The 17,370-nt window shown below is 60.5% G+C and carries 19 protein-coding genes; 15 read left to right on the forward strand and 4 right to left on the reverse strand.

Annotated elements, in window-relative coordinates:
• Nucleotides 1-33: 33 nt before the first annotated feature.
• The 7 genes from CSZ94_RS02865 (at nt 34) to CSZ94_RS02890 (ending at nt 6,064) form a co-directional block, all read left to right on the forward strand.
• Nucleotides 34-930, forward strand: coding sequence for a methyltransferase domain-containing protein (locus CSZ94_RS02865; protein WP_102120118.1), 897 nt, complete (start codon nt 34-36; stop codon nt 928-930).
• A 466-nt stretch (nt 931-1,396) separates the two neighbouring features.
• Nucleotides 1,397-2,605 (forward strand): cytochrome c oxidase subunit II, encoded by a 1,209-nt coding sequence (coxB, locus tag CSZ94_RS02870; RefSeq protein WP_102120119.1) that lies wholly within the window; start codon nt 1,397-1,399, stop codon nt 2,603-2,605.
• A gap of 13 nt (nt 2,606-2,618) precedes the next feature.
• Nucleotides 2,619-4,217, forward strand: a complete 1,599-nt coding sequence (ctaD, locus tag CSZ94_RS02875; protein WP_034749009.1) for a cytochrome c oxidase subunit I — start codon at nt 2,619-2,621, stop codon at nt 4,215-4,217.
• Between the two features lie 51 nt (nt 4,218-4,268).
• Nucleotides 4,269-4,373, forward strand: coding sequence for a cytochrome oxidase small assembly protein (locus CSZ94_RS28250; RefSeq protein ID WP_219725958.1), 105 nt, complete (start codon nt 4,269-4,271; stop codon nt 4,371-4,373).
• Nucleotides 4,374-4,386: 13 nt separating this feature from the next.
• Complete coding sequence (locus tag CSZ94_RS02880) at nt 4,387-4,947, forward strand: cytochrome c oxidase assembly protein (RefSeq protein ID WP_102120120.1); 561 nt, start codon at nt 4,387-4,389, stop codon at nt 4,945-4,947.
• 9 nt (nt 4,948-4,956) lie between these two features.
• Nucleotides 4,957-5,163, forward strand: coding sequence for a DUF2970 domain-containing protein (locus CSZ94_RS02885; RefSeq protein ID WP_034749002.1), 207 nt, complete (start codon nt 4,957-4,959; stop codon nt 5,161-5,163).
• 40 nt (nt 5,164-5,203) lie between these two features.
• Entirely contained in the window at nt 5,204-6,064 is an 861-nt protein-coding gene (locus CSZ94_RS02890) for a cytochrome c oxidase subunit 3 (protein WP_102120200.1), read from the forward strand.
• 121 nt (nt 6,065-6,185) lie between these two features.
• Here the strand turns inward: CSZ94_RS02890 and CSZ94_RS02895 are convergent, their stop codons facing one another.
• Entirely contained in the window at nt 6,186-6,386 is a 201-nt protein-coding gene (locus CSZ94_RS02895; protein WP_046683386.1) for a twin transmembrane helix small protein, read from the reverse strand.
• Between the two features lie 36 nt (nt 6,387-6,422).
• On the opposite strand from CSZ94_RS02895, the gene CSZ94_RS02900 reads away from it, so the two are divergent.
• The 6 genes from CSZ94_RS02900 to CSZ94_RS02925 are packed head-to-tail and all read left to right on the forward strand — an operon-like array spanning nt 6,423 to nt 11,585.
• Nucleotides 6,423-7,169, forward strand: a complete 747-nt coding sequence (locus CSZ94_RS02900) for an SURF1 family protein (RefSeq protein ID WP_102120121.1) — start codon at nt 6,423-6,425, stop codon at nt 7,167-7,169.
• Nucleotides 7,150-7,779, forward strand: a complete 630-nt coding sequence (locus tag CSZ94_RS02905; protein WP_102120122.1) for an SCO family protein — start codon at nt 7,150-7,152, stop codon at nt 7,777-7,779. Before CSZ94_RS02900 ends, CSZ94_RS02905 begins: the two co-directional genes overlap by 20 nt.
• Before the next feature lie 18 nt (nt 7,780-7,797).
• Nucleotides 7,798-8,973, forward strand: a complete 1,176-nt coding sequence (locus CSZ94_RS02910; RefSeq protein ID WP_102120201.1) for a COX15/CtaA family protein — start codon at nt 7,798-7,800, stop codon at nt 8,971-8,973.
• Nucleotides 8,974-9,873, forward strand: coding sequence for a heme o synthase (gene cyoE / locus CSZ94_RS02915; RefSeq protein WP_102120123.1), 900 nt, complete (start codon nt 8,974-8,976; stop codon nt 9,871-9,873). It begins immediately after the preceding gene.
• Nucleotides 9,870-10,463, forward strand: a complete 594-nt coding sequence (locus tag CSZ94_RS02920) for an SCO family protein (RefSeq protein ID WP_102120124.1) — start codon at nt 9,870-9,872, stop codon at nt 10,461-10,463. Before cyoE ends, CSZ94_RS02920 begins: the two co-directional genes overlap by 4 nt.
• Nucleotides 10,464-10,505: 42 nt before the next feature.
• Nucleotides 10,506-11,585: an AI-2E family transporter gene (locus CSZ94_RS02925; RefSeq protein ID WP_102120125.1), complete on the forward strand. Its 1,080-nt coding sequence runs from the start codon at nt 10,506-10,508 to the stop codon at nt 11,583-11,585.
• On the opposite strand, the gene CSZ94_RS02930 is transcribed toward CSZ94_RS02925, so the two are convergent.
• From CSZ94_RS02930 to nhaR, 3 genes are all read right to left on the reverse strand, one after another.
• A complete protein-coding gene (locus CSZ94_RS02930; protein ID WP_102120202.1) occupies nt 11,582-12,922 on the reverse strand; it encodes a hemolysin family protein in 1,341 nt (446 codons plus the stop codon). The two genes, CSZ94_RS02925 and CSZ94_RS02930, sit on opposite strands and share 4 nt — an antisense overlap.
• 110 nt (nt 12,923-13,032) lie before the next feature.
• Nucleotides 13,033-14,367: an MFS transporter gene (locus CSZ94_RS02935; RefSeq protein WP_102120126.1), complete on the reverse strand. Its 1,335-nt coding sequence runs from the start codon at nt 14,365-14,367 to the stop codon at nt 13,033-13,035.
• Between the two features lie 123 nt (nt 14,368-14,490).
• Nucleotides 14,491-15,405, reverse strand: a complete 915-nt coding sequence (nhaR, locus tag CSZ94_RS02940) for a transcriptional activator NhaR (RefSeq protein WP_102120127.1) — start codon at nt 15,403-15,405, stop codon at nt 14,491-14,493.
• A 117-nt stretch (nt 15,406-15,522) separates the two neighbouring features.
• On the opposite strand from nhaR, the gene CSZ94_RS02945 reads away from it, so the two are divergent.
• Nucleotides 15,523-16,602: a DUF475 domain-containing protein gene (locus CSZ94_RS02945; protein WP_102120128.1), complete on the forward strand. Its 1,080-nt coding sequence runs from the start codon at nt 15,523-15,525 to the stop codon at nt 16,600-16,602.
• Between the two features lie 130 nt (nt 16,603-16,732).
• Nucleotides 16,733-17,308 (forward strand): TerD family protein, encoded by a 576-nt coding sequence (locus tag CSZ94_RS02950; protein ID WP_102120129.1) that lies wholly within the window; start codon nt 16,733-16,735, stop codon nt 17,306-17,308.
• The last annotated feature ends 62 nt before the right edge of the window (nt 17,309-17,370 follow it).

Here is a 17,370-nt window from a genome sequence, read left to right on the forward strand (position 1 = left end):
TTCAACATGCCAGTTCCCAGCAGTCCGCCCAAAATGAGTGCGCCCATCGATGCGGTGCAAGTACGCGATTTCTTTTCCCGTCCGGCGCGCATCGCGCCGTCGGACTTTCTGCGCCGCGAAGTATCAAAGCGCATGCACGAGCGCCTGGAACTGGTGAAAATCACGCCCTTGCGCGTGCTTGACGCCGGGTGCGGCCCCGGCGCGGACCTGGCGCAGTTGCATAAGGATTATCCGGCCGCGCAGATTATCGGTCTCGATGCAGCGCAAGCGATGATGCAGGCGGCGCGCGCGCCCGCGTCGAAACTGGCCAGCCTGAACCAGTTCCTCAGCAAGTTGCTGCCGGCCAAGGCGGGCCTGGATTTGCTGTGTGGCGATCTGGGCGACTTGCCGCTGGCGCAGGGCAGCATCGACCTCGTATGGTCCAACCTGGCGCTGCACTGGCATGCCCAGCCCGACCGCGTGTTTGCCGAATGGCGGCGCGCGCTGCGCCTCGATGGCTTGCTGATGTTTTCCTGCTTCGGTCCCGACACCTTCCGCGAAGTGCGCGACGCATTTGCCGAGGCGGACCTATATCCGCACGCCTTGCCCTTCGTCGACATGCACGACTTTGGCGACATGCTGGTCGAGACGGGTTTTTCCACGCCCGTGCTGGACATGGAGATCATCACCGTGACCTACGATACGGCGGAAAAACTGCTGGCGGACGTGCGCGCCTTTGGCGGCAACCCGCTCACCACGCGCCGGCGTGGCCTGATGGGCAAGGCGGCCTGGCAGCGCATGCTGGACGCGCTGGAAGCAATGCGCCGTCCCGACGGCAAGCTGGGCCTGAGTTTCGAGGTCATCTATGGCCACGCCTTCCGTCCCGCGCCGCGCGTGACGCGCAATGGCGAGGCCATCATCCGATTTGATTTACCCAGAAAACCCACATAAAAGGCTGAAGAAACCGATACTTGGTCGGCATCCGCGCGTCAATGCTGCAGTAAGCGTTGCAAAGCGCGCGGCGGCCAGGAGAAGGGCGCGCACAAAGCCGATTATTGCTTGATGGATTCAAGTTTACTTGATTATAATCGTTGATTGTTTGTCAGCTTGCCAAGCTTGAAAAAACAAGGGCTGCATACAAAATAAAAAAAACAAAGCAAGACTAATTCGAAGTTACTGCATTAGTATAGTAACCATCTTCCACACGAAGCCATTTCAAGGTGGGGAAGAAAAACAGGGTTCCAGCATGGTTGTCCGTCAGCGTTTTGGCTGCCGCAGCCAGCATGGAATTCGCTGGTGCTTGACGCACATGGCCGTATTCTGGCCGTGTTGCTTTCATGGAGGAGCGGCAGCGGTCCAGTACGGAGAAATCCGCAGCCGTTTAAAATATCATTATTTTTGGGTGGTTGGGGAAAACATGACACATGCAAAGCGACTTCAATCGTTGCTGCTCGGGCTGTCTTTGACAGCGTTTGGCATCGGGCGATGGGCCACGGCGGCACCGGCTGCCGGCACCTATCCCGGTACAGGTGGTCCCGTGCCGTTCGAAATGAATCTGCAACCGCCGGCGACACAGATCGCCCATGAAATCTACGATTTGCACACCTTGATGATGATCATCTGCCTGGTGATCTTCGTGGCTGTGTTCGGCGTCATGTTTTATTCCATCTTCAAGCACCGCAAGTCCCTGGGCCACAAACCGGCCACCTTCCACGAAAGTACCACCGTCGAGATCGCCTGGACCGTCGTGCCTTTCCTGATCGTCATCGGCATGGCCCTGCCTGCCACGCGCACCGTGCTGGGCATGAAGGACACTTCGAACGCCGATATCACCATCAAGGCCACCGGCATGCAATGGAAATGGGGCTATGACTACCTGAAAGGCGAGGGCGAAGGCATTTCCTTCCTCTCCAACCTGGCCACGCCGCGCTCGCAAGTGGGTGCGCCAGGCGTGCCGCCGACGGAAAAACGCGGTGAAAACTACCTGATCGAAGTCGACAATGAAGTCGTGGTGCCGGTCAACAAGAAGATCCGCGTGGTGCTGACAGCCAACGACGTCATCCACGCCTGGTCCGTGCCCGCCTTTGGCGTGAAGCAGGATGCGATTCCCGGTTTCGTGCGCGACACCTGGTTCAAGGCCGACCATATCGGCACCTTCCGCGGCAATTGCGCCGAACTGTGCGGCAAGGAACACGCCTTCATGCCCATCGTCGTCAAGGTCGTATCAAACGATGACTACAAGGCCTGGGTTGATGTAAAACAAAAAGAAATGGCGGCATTGGCCGATGATCCGAGCAAGGTCTGGACCATCGACGAATTGAAGGTCAAGGGCGAGAAAGTGTACACGGCCAACTGCGTGGTCTGCCACCAGGCGACCGGCAAGGGCGTGCCCGGTGCGTTTGCAGCGCTGGACGGCTCTGCCGTGGTGAACGGTCCGAAAGCGGCACAGTTGCATGTCTTGCTGAACGGGCAAAAGAGCGGCAAGTATCCAGCGGAAATGCCCGCCTGGAAACAGCTGTCCGACACGGAAATTGCCGCAGTAATCACTTACACGCGCAATTCCTGGTCGAACAAGGCCGAAGAGAACATCGTTCAACCAGCCGAAGTCGTGGCTGCACGCAAGTAATTAGGAGCCGCATATGAGTACGAGCACGAGCACCTTGGACCACGCCGGTCACGATCACGACCATGCCCACGACCACCCGACTGGCTACCGCCGCTGGCTGTTTGCCACCAACCACAAGGATATCGGTACCCTGTACCTGTGGTTTTCGTTCATCATGCTGCTGTCGGGCGGCGTGCTGGCCCTGATGATCCGTACGGAACTGTTTCACCCGGGCTTGCAATTCTTCCACCCTGAATTTTTTAATCAACTGACCACCATGCACGGCCTGGTGATGGTGTTTGGCGCCATCATGCCGGCCTTCGTGGGCTATGCCAACTGGATGATCCCGCTGCAAGTGGGCGCATCCGACATGGCGTTTGCCCGCATGAACAACTTTTCGTTCTGGCTGCTGCCGCCGGCCGCGCTGCTGCTGGCCACATCCTTCCTCGTGCCGGGCGGCGCCACGGCTGCCGGCTGGACCCTGTATGCGCCGCTGTCGACGCAAATGGGCCCTGGCATGGACATGGCCATTTTCGCCATGCATCTGATGGGTGCCTCGTCCATCATGGGTTCGATCAACATCATCGTCACCATCCTGAACATGCGCGCACCGGGCATGACCCTGATGAAAATGCCGATGTTCTGCTGGACCTGGCTGATTACCGCGTATCTGTTGATCGCCGTCATGCCCGTGCTGGCTGGCGCCATTACCATGACCCTGACAGACCGCCATTTCGGCACGTCTTTCTTTAACGCGGCAGGTGGCGGCGACCCTGTCATGTACCAGCACATCTTCTGGTTCTTCGGCCATCCCGAGGTCTACATCATGATCTTGCCGGCTTTCGGCATCGTCTCGCAGATCCTGCCCGCGTTTGCCCGCAAGCCATTGTTCGGCTACGCTTCGATGGTCTACGCCACGGCCTCGATCGCCATCCTGTCCTTCATCGTCTGGGCGCACCACATGTTTACCACCGGCATGCCGGTGACGAGCCAGCTGTTCTTCATGTACGCGACCATGCTGATCGCCGTGCCGACGGGCGTGAAAGTGTTCAACTGGATCGCCACCATGTGGAAGGGTTCCATGACGTTCGAGACGCCGATGCTGTTCTCGGTAGGCTTCATCTTCGTCTTCACCATGGGCGGCTTCACGGGCCTGATCCTGGCCGTGACGCCGATCGACATCCAGCTGCAGGATACTTATTATGTGGTGGCGCACTTCCACTATGTGCTGGTGGCCGGTTCGCTGTTTGCCCTGTTCGCCGGCTTCTACTACTGGTCGCCGAAATGGACGGGCCATATGTACAACGAGACGCGCGGCAAGATTCACTTCTGGCTGTCCTTGATCACCTTCAACGTGACCTTCTTCCCGATGCACTTCCTGGGCCTGGCCGGCATGCCGCGCCGCTACGCCGACTATCCGGCGCAGTTCACGGACTTCAACATGATCGCCTCGATCGGCGGCTTCGGTTTTGGCCTGATGCAGGTGTACTTCCTGTTCTTCGTGGTCTTGCCGACCATTCGCGGCGGCAAGGCTGCGCCAGCGAAACCATGGGAAGGCGCGGAAGGCCTGGAATGGACCGTGCCGAGCCCGGCACCATTCCACACGTTTGAAACGCCGCCGACAGTGAAATAAGGTATCCCGGGCCGGCGTGTTGCGCGGCCCGTCTTGAATAAAGTGCCTGTCATGACCGAACGTAAAAAACCGAATAATCTGCGTACCGGGCTGATCTTGGCCGCCCTGGCGGCCTTCTTCTTCCTGTCCGTATTCGTCAAGCACATGTGGCTCTGACGTGACGACGCCGATGCAACAGGAAACACGCGGCCTGAACCGCAAGATGCTGGGCAAGCTGATCGTCATTGCCATCCTGATGTTTGGCTTTGGCTATGCCCTGATTCCCGTCTACAAGCAGATTTGCGAAGTAATGGGCATCAACGTGCTGACGCAAAAAGATGGCACGGTGGCCTACGATAACAATACGCAGGTCGACAAGACGCGCAGCATCACCGTCGAGTTCGACGGCAATGCGCAGGGGCCCTGGCGCTTCCGCCCGACCGTGTCGAGCATGCAAGTGCATCCGGGCGAACTGGTGACCGTTCTGTATGAAGTGGTCAACACGCAAAACCGCGTCGTCAACGCGCAAGCCATCCCCAGCTATGCGCCGCAAAGTGCCACGCCGCATTTCAAGAAGGTCGAGTGCTTCTGCTTCAAGCAGCAGACCTTGAAACCCCACGAAGCGCGGCAGATGCCGGTGGTGTTCTTCCTCGATCCGGCCCTGCCGAAAGAGGTAAAAACCATCACCCTGTCGTACACGTTTTTCGAGATTGCCGGTTTGAGCCAGGCTCAGACGCCGGCCGTCCAATAGGAGAGTGCCATGGGCGAATCCAAGCAGCCTGAAAAAGCGTCGTTCCTGTATTCGCTGCGCGCCGTCGTGTGGTCATTCACGGGTCTGCGCCGCAAGAGCGATTTCGACACGGATTCGGCCAAGCTCAATCCCGTGCACATCGTCATCGCCGGCTTCCTGGTGGTGGCTTGCCTGATCGGCATCCTGATTTCGATTGTTAAATTCGTCGTTTTATAAATTATAAAAAACCACCGTATCAGTTTTTGAGGAGATGATGATGAGTTCCAACCACGCCGCCGTACCTTATTATTTCGTGCCCGGCCCCTCGCGCTGGCCCATGCTGGGCGGCGCCAGTTTGCTGCTGACCATGGTAGGCGCCTCGGCCTGGGTCAACGACGTGTCGTGGGGACCCTATCTGAACTTCATCGGCATCGCCGGTATCCTGCTGGTGCTGTATTTCTGGTTCGGCGACGCCATCAGCGAATCGGAACAGGGCCTGTACAGCGAGCGCATCGACCACTCCTTCCGCTGGAGCATGAGCTGGTTCATCTTTTCGGAAGTCATGTTCTTCGCCGCCTTCTTCGGCGCCCTGTTCTATGCGCGCAGCATTTCCATGCCGTGGCTGGCCGACCTCGACCACAAGGTGATCTGGCCCGATTTCGCCGCCCACTGGGGTAATACGGGCCCGGCCGGCACGGTGCAGGAATTTACCACCATGACGCCGTTCTGGATTCCGACCATCAATACGGCCTTGCTGCTGACGTCGGGCGTCACCCTGACCATCTCGCACCACGCGCTGCGCGCCGGCCACCGCGCCATGACGGCCCTGTTCCTGTTTGCCACCATCGTGCTGGGCGCCGTCTTCATGGGCTTCCAGGTCTACGAATACATGCACGCCTACAGCGAACTGAACTTGAAATTGACGTCCGGCATCTACGGCGCCACCTTCTTCATGCTGACGGGCTTCCACGGCTTCCACGTGACCCTGGGCGCCATCATGCTCTCCGTCATCCTGTACCGCGTGCTGAAAGGCCACTTCACGCCCGAGCATCACTTCGGCTTCGAAGGTGCCGCCTGGTACTGGCACTTTGTCGACGTCGTCTGGCTGGGCCTGTACGTGGTCGTGTATTGGTTATAATGGCGGGGCAAGGCGCGCGCCGTTGTTAGGCGGCCTGCACCATAAAAAAAGCCGTACCGGGAGATCCTGGCTACGGCTTTTTTCTTAGTGTGAAGAATTTGCCAATCAGGCAAGAGCGGGCTTAATGAATCCCCGTCGGCTGGATGTAGCCCAGATGATGCGCCAGCAGGATCAGCAGGAACAGGGTGATCGACAGCCCCACGCGCAGCGCCAGCGCCTGCACGGTGCGGTTGCTCTTGCCCTTGTCGCGCATGAGGAAGAACAGGGCCGAGCCCAGGCTGCCCAGGATCAGGATGAAGGCAATGGCAACGAGGATTTTCATGGATGGTAGCGCCAGGCTTGAGGAGGTTTCATTGTAATGCGTATCCGCTTCCATTTTAGATGGATTCCATTTGTTGTAATGCTGCTACTGGTGGCCCTGGGTGTCTCTTTGGCGCAATGGCAGCAGCGCCGTGGCGACGAGAAACTCGCCCGCGCCGCCCGGCTCGCGGCGGGCAACCAGGCCGCGCCTTTGGCCTTGAGCGCCGCGCCCTTGCTGCCGGCCGATGCGCACGCCATCGAATATCGCCGCGTCACCGTCACGGGCCGCTTCGTGCCCGCCTGGACGGTGTACCTGGACAACCGCCCGTACAAGGGCCAGGCGGGTTTTCACGTGCTCACGCCGTTCCAGATCGACGGTTCCCAGATGCACGTGCTGGTGGCGCAGGGCTGGTTGCCGCGCAACAATGCCGAGCGCACGCGCATCCCCGATTACGCCACGCCCACCGGCACAGTCACCATTAGCGGCATCGCGCGCCTGAACGCCGGTCACGTGATGGAACTGGGCACGGCGCCGGCCCTGGCGCCGCACGCCATCGTGCAAAATGCCGATATCGCTCAGCTGGCCCAGACGAGCGGCCTGGCCTTGCAGCCCTTCCTTCTCGAACAAACAATGGATTTGGCTGCGGCGCCAGCGTCCAGCGCGCTTCCCGTGCGCGACTGGCCGGCGCCCGACCTGGGCGCAGACAAGCACCGCGGCTATGCATTCCAGTGGTACGCACTGGCACTGATGGCTTTTTTATTTTTTGTCTTTACAGGATTTCGACGTGCAAACAAACAGCCCTGAAGCAACGCAAGACAGCCCCGAGAAACAGACGCAGAACAGCGGACGCTGGAAACTGCTGGCCGTGGTGGCTGTGTGCGCCTTCCCCATCATCGCCTCGTATTTTACGTATTACATCATCAAGCCCACGGGCCGCAACAACTATGGCGCCCTGATCGATCCCCGCTTGCACCCGATACCCGAAGCGCAGCTGCAGGTGACGGAACTCGACGGCAAGGCCGCTCCGCTGGCGCAATTCAAGGGCAAGTGGGTGCTGCTGCAGACGGGACCGTCCGATTGCCAAGCCGCGTGCAAGAAGCAATTGTTTGACATGCAACAATTGCGCCTCATGCAAGGCAAGGAACGCGAACGCCTGGAAAGAGTCTGGCTGGTGACCGATGCGCAGCCGCTCGACACCCTGGTGATGCGCGAATTCGACGGCACCAGCATGCTGCGCGTGAATAATGACGCCCTGAAAGCCTGGTTGCCCGTGGAGGCGGGCGGCAAGAGCAGCGAGCATTTGTATTTGATCGATCCCTTGGGCAATCTGATGATGCGCTTCCCGAAAGATGCGGACCCGAACAAGATCAAGAAAGATATCGCCAAGCTGCTCAAAGCTTCGGCGATCGGTTGAGGAGTCTGCATGCCGACGATGCATCTCTCCGCGCTGGCCCAGCTGGGCTTGACAGGTTTGCTGGTGGCGCTGCTGCCCTTGACCATGGTGTGGGTATCCGCAGACGCCAATAAATACCGCAAGCTGGTGTGGATCGCCGTCTTTTTGACGGTCGACCTGATCATGTTTGGTGGTTTTACGCGCCTGTCCGATTCCGGTCTCGGTTGTCCTGACTGGCCAGGCTGCTATGGCTCGGCCAATCCTTTCCTCGCGCACGAGCACATCGTGGCGGCGCAAACCCTGATGCCGACGGGACCCGTGACGGTGGTGAAAGCGTGGATCGAAATGACGCACCGCTACCTGGCCATGGCCATCGGCGTGCTGATCGTGGCGATGATGGTGCAGGCGTGGCGCCAGTGGCGCAAGAGCAAACGCGCAGAGTTCGCCCCGGCGCTGCCGACGGCGTTGTTCCTGTTCGTCTGCCTGCAGGGCGCGTTCGGCGCCTGGACCGTGACCCTGAAGCTGCAACCGGTCATCGTCACCATCCACTTGCTGCTGGGCATGGGCTTGCTGGCCATGCTGACGTGGCTGGGCGGGCGCCAGGATCACGCCGTCAAACCTCTGCTGCGCGCCGATGCGGACGCTGCCGTGCTGCGTCCCGTGCGCGCGCTGGCCGTCCTGTCGCTGCTGCTCTTGACCGTGCAGATCGCGCTGGGCGGCTGGGTGAGCACCAACTACGCCACCCTGGCTTGCACGGATTTCCCCTTGTGCGGCGGAAAAGTCATTCCAGAGATGGATTTCGAGCATGGTTTCCATTTGTGGCGCGAGCTGGGCAAGACGGCCGCCGGCCATTACTTGCCGTTTTCGGCGCTGACGGCCATCCACTGGGTGCACCGCAACTTCGCCTTCATCGTGCTGGCCGGTGTCGGCTATACGGTGTTGCGCGCGTGGAGCCTGCCGTCCCTGCGCGGCACGGCGCGCTGGCTTGCGCTGGTGCTGGCCTTGCAGGCAGCCACGGGCCTGGCGACGATTTACCTGAGCTGGCCATTGTCGATTGCCGTCCTGCATAACGGCGGGGCGGCGCTGCTCGTGTTGTTGCTGACCATGTTAAACTACAAGGCTAAATTCCAACTCGATGTTGCGCGCACTGTTGAGCGCGCTTGCGCCTCCGCGACAGTGCCCACGGCACCAGCCAGTCTTTCCCGTACCGCATAAATGACTACTCAGACCATCCGCCGTAAACCTTCCCCCCGCATCGCCCAGTACTGGGCGCTGACCAAGCCGCGCGTGACGCAACTGGCCGTGTTTTGCGCCGTCATCGGCATGTTCCTGGCCAGCGAGGAGTTGCCTGACTGGCGCGCGGTGGTGTTCGGCACCCTGGGCATCTGGCTGCTGGCCGGCGCCGCGTTTGCCGTCAACTGCCTGGCCGAGCGTGAAATCGATGCGCGCATGGCCCGCACGGCGCGCCGCCCCATGGCCATGGGCGACATCAGCGTCAAGCAGACGGTGGTGTTCGCGCTGGTGATCGGCGGCCTGGGCATGGCGATTTTGTACAACCTCGTCAATCCGCTGACCATGTGGCTGACCTTTGTCACCTTTGTTGGCTATGCCTTGATCTACACCATGGTGCTGAAACCGGCCACGCCGCAAAACATCGTCATCGGCGGCCTGTCCGGCGCCATGCCACCCGCGCTGGGCTGGGCTGCCGTGGCCAACGACGTGCCGATGCAGGCGTGGCTGCTGGTCTTGATCATTTTTGTCTGGACGCCGCCGCATTTCTGGGCCCTGGCCATGTACCGCCGCGACGATTACGCGCGCTCGGGCTTGCCCATGCTGCCCGTCACGCACGGCTTGAAATTCACGCAATTCCACGTCTGGCTGTACTCGATCGCGCTGGCCGCCACCACCTTGCTGCCCTTTGCCGTGCGCATGAGCGGCCTGATCTACCTGGCCTCGGCCGTGCTGCTGAACGCCGGCTTCCTGTATTACGCGTGGAAGATGTACCGCCACTACACGGATTTGATCGCGCGCAAAGCGTTTACCTATTCCATCATTTACCTGGCATTGCTGTTCGCGGCCCTGCTGGTCGACCACTACATTCCCCTCGGAACATGAAAAAATACCTGACCTTGTTGTTGGCCGCCGCCCTGGTCGCCGTCCTCGCCGGTTGCGGCAAACCTGCCGCGACCAAGCTGGAATTCAAGAATACGGACGTGACGGGCCTGGGCTACGCGCGCGAGTTCGCACTGACGGACCACACGGGCCACCCGCGCACCTTGGCCGACTACAAGGGCAAGCTGGTGCTGATGTTCTTTGGCTACACGCAATGCCCGGATGTGTGCCCCACGACCATGGCCGACATGGCACAGGTGATGCAGGAAATGGGCCCGCAGGCGGACCAGGTGCAAGTGCTGTTCGTCACCGTCGACCCCGAGCGCGACACGCAAGCCTTGCTGGCGCAATACGTGCCCGCCTTCGACAAGCGTTTTGTGGGCCTGTATGGCGATGCGGCCGCGACGGCCAAGGTGGCCAAGGAATTCAAGGTGTATTACGCCAAGGTCGAGGGCGAAACGGATAGCAGCTACACGGTCGACCACACGGCCGGCACCTATGTATTCGACCGCGAAGGCAAGATCCGCCTGTTCGTGCGCCACGGCGAAAAACCCGCCGCCATCGCGCACGATCTTAAACTTCTGCTATCCTGACCCGGTCGCGCCCCCAGGCGCCATCTTCAGGATATGCGGTACATGGACAAACGTTTCGAGCCTCACGCCCGCCTGGCAGCCATCATCTTCTTGTTGATAGGCTGCTTTTTCGTCTTGCGGCCTTTCCTGGCCGCCATGCTGTTTGCCGCCTGCGTGGGCATTTCCAGCTGGCCCCTGTATCTGCTGCTGCTCGAGCGCCTGAAAGGCCGGCGCAACTGGGCGGCCGCCATCATGACCCTGTCCCTGGTGCTGGTCATCGTGCTGCCGCTGGCCCTCGTCACCTACAACCTGGCCGACAATGTCTCGCGCATCTATGAACAGTTGCGCACGGCGCTGGAATCGGGCGGCCTGCATCCGCCGGCCTGGCTGGCAAGCATCCCCGTGGTGGGCGAAACCGTCGATGGTTACGTGCGCCGCCTGCTGGACGACCGCGAGGAATTATTGAATTTGGGTAAGACCATGCTGGAGCCGGCGCGCCATTTCCTCGCTTCCGGCGGCATCTTGCTGGGCACGGGCCTGGCGCAGACCAGCCTGGCCGTGTTTGTCAGCTTCTTCCTCTACCGCGATGGCCAGCAACTGAGCCGTGCCCTGATGACGGGCGCCGGCCGCATCATCGGCAACAGCGCGCCGGGCGTGGGCCTGACCATCAGCCGCACCGTGCGCGGCGTCATGTACGGCTTGCTGGGCACGGCGCTGGCGCAGGCCCTGGTGGCCGTGGTGGGTTTTCTGATCGCCGGCGTGCCCGCCGTGGCGCTGCTGGGCGTGGCCACCTTCATCTTTTCGCTGATCCCCGTGGGGCCGCCGCTGATCTGGGGCGGCGCCGCCATCTGGCTGTTTACGGACGGGCAGACGGGCTGGGGCATTTTCATGCTGGTATGGGGCGCGCTGCTGATCAGCGGCGTGGACAATGTGGTCAAACCCATGTTGATCAGCCGCGGCAGCAGCCTGCCGTTTTTGCTGGTGCTGCTGGGCGTGCTGGGCGGCGTGCTGGCCTTCGGCTTCGTCGGCATCTTCATCGGGCCGACCCTGCTGGCGGTGCTGTACAGCCTGCTGCAAACGTGGACGCTGGGCGAGACCACCGTGCCGCAGGGCAAAGATACGCTTACCTTGAAAAAAGATTAATCGCGTAAGTCCGCATCCAGATCCCGCTCCTGCTTGGGGATCACCTTGATGAGCACGATGCGGGGCCCGTTCATCTTCTTGACGACGATGTCGAAGTCGACAAAGGTGATGCGCTGGCCCTGCTTCGGAATATCCCCCAGCTTGACCATGATCAAGCCACCCACCGATTCCACATCATCCAGTCCCAGCTCCTCGTTTTCAATATCGATGCCGAGAATGCGTTCGAGCGAGAAGATGGGCATGCTGGCCTTGCCGATCAGGGTGCCGTCGCTTTGCTTGAGCCAGTCGTTTTCATTGCGGCGGAATTCATCGCGGATTTCGCCGACCATGGCGCCGAGCAAGTTATCGAGCGTGATGAAACCCAGCGGGCGCTTGCCCTTTTCGCCGATCAGGGCGAAGTGGGGCGCTCCATCGCGGAAACGGCGGAACAGTTCCAGCGCCGGTGTGCGCGCGGAAATGATGTCCACGGGACGTAAAAACGGCGTGAGCGAGCTGATCGGTTTGCCCGCCTGCTGGGCAAAAAACAGGTCTTTCAAGTGCACCACGCCCAGCACATCGTCTTCATTCATGTCGAAATACGGGTAGCGGCTGAAGCGGTTGCGCAGCACCGTGTCGAGATTTTCTTCCAGCGTGCTCGAGGCGTGCAGGGCGATCACTTCATTGATCGGGCGCATCAGGTCCGACACCGTCATCTGTTCGAAATCGAGCGATTGGGCCAGAATGTTGCGTTCGTCGCGCGTAAACTTCTCGCCGGGCTGGCTGGTGCGCAGGATCAGCTTGAGTTCTTCGGACGAGTAATGGGCATCGTGGCCGCCCTTGCCGGACAGGCCCGCCATGCGCAGCACCCAGTTGGCGCTGGCGTTGAGCAGGTAAATGGCCGGATACATGGCCCAATAGAAACCATACAGGGGAATCGCGCTCCACAGGCCGACGGCTTCCGGGTTGCGGATGGCCATCGATTTGGGCGCCAGTTCGCCCACGACGATGTGCAGGAAGGAAATGACGCTGAAGGCGACGACGAAGGAGACGCCGTGTATCAGCTCTTGCGAGGTGATGCCGACGGCGCCGAACACGGGTTCCAGCAAGCCGGCAAACGCCGGTTCGCCGACCCAGCCCAGGCCCAGCGACGCCAGGGTAATGCCCAGCTGACAGGCGGACAGGTAGGCGTCCAGCTGGCCATGCACCTTGGCCAGGATGCTGCCCCGCAATCCCTGTGTCTTGGCGATGGCGCGGATGCGCGTGCGTCGCAATGTGACGATGCCAAACTCGGCGGCAACAAAAAAACCGTTCAGCGCGACCAGGAAGAGGGCGAGCAGGACTAGCAAGACATTGTGCATGGGGGCGCAGAAGATGGGCTGGTAAAACGTCATCTTAAACGACGAAGGCCACCATAGCCTAATTTAGCCGCGCACGCCGCCTGGTAGCGGCGGGCGCGCGGCCGGGGACCTTACTCTTGGGCGGCCGTTTGCGGCCCGCCGCGCATGCAAAAGACCATGACGGCCGAGACGATGGCGGGGATGGCGAGGACGAGGAAAATCGTGCTGTTGGGCCAGTTCAGGCGGATCAGCTCGCCACCGAGCACGGGGCCGATGATGGAGCCGATGCGCCCGATGCCCAGGCTCCAGCCTATGCCCGTCGAGCGCAGGGTGGTCGGGTAATAGCTGGCCGCCAGGGCATTCACGGCAGGTTGACCGCCCACCACGCAAAAGCCCGCGATGAAGATGGTGATGAAGAGGAAGGCCAGCGACACGTCGGGACGGCCGATCAGGGCAATGGCGACTGCGGCAACGAGGAAGCACGGCAGCAGGATGCGGCGGAAGCTGGAACGGTCGATCAGCTGGCCCATGACGAGGGTGCCGATGGTGCCGCCCACTTGCAGGGCCGTGCCGGCCAGCACGGCGTTGGCCGTGGACAGGCCCGCTTCCTTGGCGATCGTCGGCAGCCAGTTCGACAGGAAATATAAATTGAGCAAGTTCATGAAGTTGATGACCCACAACAAGATCGTCATCTTCGCGCGGCCGTCCGTAAACAATTGCAGCACGGGCGCGCCCTTGTGTGCCTTTTCATGCACGACGTATTGCGTGTCGGCCGTGATGGTCACCGTCGGGTCGATGCGTTTCAACCACTGCGCCACCTTGTCCAGCTTGCGTTTCTTCAATACCAGGAATTGCATCGATTCCGGCAGCAGGAAGAACATCAGCACGCCGATCACCAGCGGCACCACGCCACCCACGTAAAACACGGATTGCCAGCCGAAGGCGGGAATCAGCGCGGCGGACAACAGCCCACCGAGCACGGCGCCCAAGGTAAAGCCGCAGGAGACCAGCATCATCAGCGTGACTTTCTTGCGCAGGGGGCTGTATTCGCCCGCCAGCGCCATGGCGTTCGGCATCACGGCGCCCAGGCCCAGTCCCGTGATAAAACGGATCAGCTGCAATTGCTCGATGTTGGTGGCCAGCGGCGTGACCAGCATGCACAGCGAAAAGAAGATGGTCGAGCCGATCAGCACGGGACGGCGGCCGAACTTGTCGGCCGTGATGCTGAAGACGAGCGAGCCGACCAGCATGCCCAGCAGGCCCGCGCCAAACACGGGGCCCAGGTTGGCCTTGCTGACATGCCAGTCGGCAATGATGGCGGGCGCCACATAACCCATGGCTTGCACGTCGAAGCCATCCATGATGACGCATAGCCCGCACAGTATCAGCATGCCGATCTGGAAGGAGCCGATCTTGTTGTTATTGATGAGATCGGGTATATCGATCGTCTTGTCTGCCGTGGACATGCTGCCGCTCCTGTTTTTTATGGTGATCGCGCCTTTCCGGCGAGGGACAGGCGCGTGTTTGTCTCAGGCTTCATTACAATCGCTTTTGATTGATTATTCAAACGTTATTTTCGAATGGATTTATCAGGTTTCCTTGTGAATCTTCGGCGAGCGCTGGATGGCCGCCAGGATCACGTCCAGCGCCGGGTGCATGATCTTGCGCTCGTTCGAGATGACGTAAAACTGTTCGCGCAGGGACGAGGCGTCGCCCACCAGCACGGCGCCGAATTGCTCCTCGATCTCGTCGGCCAGGCTGGCCGAGGCAAAGAACAGGCCCAGGCCCTTGCGGCCAAACGCGTTGAGCATGGCGTTATCCTCGAATTCACCGACCACGTCGGGGCGCACGCCTTGCTGCACCATCCATTCGTCGATGCGCCCGCGCAGCGCGTTATTGCGCGCCGGCAGTAAAAAGGGCGCGCCGTGCAGGCTGTGCGGGAAATTGTCGCGGTATTGCGCGGCCAGCGCGGGGATGGCGAACAGCTTCATGGCGCTTTCCCCCCACAGGTGGCTGGACACGCGCAGGCTGGCGCCGGCCGGCACGGCGCGGTCCGTCAACACCAGGTCCAGCTTGTGCAGGGCCAAGTCGGCCAGCAGGGACTCAAATTCGTCTTCCAGGCACACCAGTTTGACGGGCTGGTCCAGGCTGCGCGTGGCGTCGAGCATGCGGTAGGCCATCAGTTTCGGCAGGGAATCGGAAATGCCCACCGTCAGGCGCATCTTTTCCGCGTCGGTATCTGCCAGCGCATCCTGCATCTGCTCGCCCAGCAGGAAAATCTGGTCCGCATAGCCGAGCGCCAGCCGGCCCGCTTCCGTCGGCACCAAACGCCTTCCCTGCGGCTGCAGCAGGGATCTGCCCAGTTCCTTTTCCAGCAGGGCCAACTGGGTGCTGATGGTTTGCACGGCCAGTCCCAGGCGTTCGGCCGCGCGCGTCACGCCGCCTTCCTTGGCGACCACCCAAAAGAAGTACAAATGGCGGTAATTGAAACCCGTGGTTTTCATCGCTGCATCCTCTATCTTCTGTTTTTACGAAGTAATGCTTCCATTATCTTCCATTTTTAAATGTGCCACATGTCCTTATACTACGTTCCATTGAATGTGGATAAAGGGGAACTATCGATGAAACACTTCAGAATGTCATTTCTAGTGACATTTATCTGCCTGGGCATTTCCGCCTGGTGGGGTTACACGCACGGTGGCGTGTCGACCATGCTGTCGGCATTGGGCATTGCGGTGATCCTGGGCGTGATGGAAGTCTCGCTGTCGTTTGACAACGCGGTGGTGAATGCTTCCGTGTTAAAGAACTGGGACAAGTTCTGGCAAAACCTGTTCCTCGGCGTGGGTATCATCATCGCCGTCTTCGGCATGCGCTTGCTGTTCCCGCTGGTCATCGTGGCGCAAGCGGCGGACCTGGGCTTGCTGGAAGTATGGAATCTGGCCTTGAGCAATCCGGAGCAGTATTCGATGCACCTGACGAATCACCACGCGGAAGTGGCGGCATTCGGCGGCATCTTCCTGCTGCTGGTGTTCCTGAACTTCTTGCTGGACGCGGAAAAAGAAACGCATTGGCTGGGCCGTATTGAAGAAAAACTGGGCGCCCTGGGCAAGATCTCGTCGATTTCCGTGATGATCGCGCTGGGTACCCTGATGGCCAGCCTGTCGATGATCGACGAAGGCCAGAAGCTGGTGGTCTTGACGGCCGGCCTGTGGGGTATTTTGACTTATGTGGGCGTTGATGTGATCAGTGGCTTGCTGGAAGGCGATAACGGCGACGGCAACATGGGCGACATCGTCAAGCGCGGCGGTATTGGCGGCTTCCTGTACCTGGAAGTGCTCGATGCATCGTTCAGCTTTGACGGCGTGATCGGCGCGTTTGCCATCACCAAGGATGTCGTGATCATCATGCTGGGCCTGGCAATCGGCGCGATGTTCGTGCGTTCGATGACGGTCTTCCTGGTGCGCAAGGGCACGCTCGACGAGTTCGTTTATCTGGAGCACGGCGCGCACTATGCGATCGGTATCCTGGCCGTGATCATGCTGGTCAGCATGAAGTTCCACATTCCCGAGATCTTCACGGGTCTGATTGGCGTGGCCTTCATTCTCGCCTCGCTGTGGTCGTCGATCCGCTACAAGCGCAGGATGGCCCTCGAAGAAGGCCAGACGCAAGCGCTGGAGCCGGTCAAGGCAACAGCAGTGTAAAGAATGCGCGGCAAACGATACACCCGTTTGTCGGCAAGTTGTAGCAAGCGTCGCCGCCGGCCTGGGGAGTCAGGCCGGTGGAGGGCGCCAGGTGTTTGGTCATACACAACCCACATAGGAGAAATACATCATGGCAATCAGTCTGCAAAAAGGCGGCAACGTCAACCTGAGCAAAGAAGCCCCCGGCATTTCGAAGATGATCATCGGCCTGGGCTGGGATGCCCGCGCCACCGATGGCGCCGCGTTCGACATCGACGGCTCCGTGTTCCTGCTGAAGGCCGACGGCAAGGTACGCGCCGACGTCGACATGATTTTTTACAACAACCTGAAATCGAGCGACGGTTCCGTCACCCACTCGGGCGACAACACCACCGGCGCCGGCGATGGCGACGATGAAACCGTCATCGTCGACCTGGCTGCGGTGCCAGCCGAGATCGACAAGATCGCCGTCTGCGTGACGATACACGATGCCGAAGCGCGCAAGCAAAACTTTGGTATGGTGTCGAAGGCCTACGTGCGCTGCGTCAACGCCAATGGCAACACGGAAATCGCCCGCTTCGATCTGTCGGAAGACGGTTCGGCGGAAACGGCCATGGTCTTCGGTGAAATCTACCGCAATGGCGCCGATTGGAAATTCAAGGCCATCGGCCAGGGCTACCAGGGCGGCCTGGGCCCACTCGCCGCCTCCTTTGGCGTCGGTGTTTAAGTTGTAAACGATCAGGGCGGTCCGCTGTCTGGAGCGCTCCCATCATCACTGCGTTGAGGAAG

This window comes from Janthinobacterium sp. ROICE36, assembly GCF_002869965.1.
Classification (GTDB): domain Bacteria; phylum Pseudomonadota; class Gammaproteobacteria; order Burkholderiales; family Burkholderiaceae_D; genus Janthinobacterium.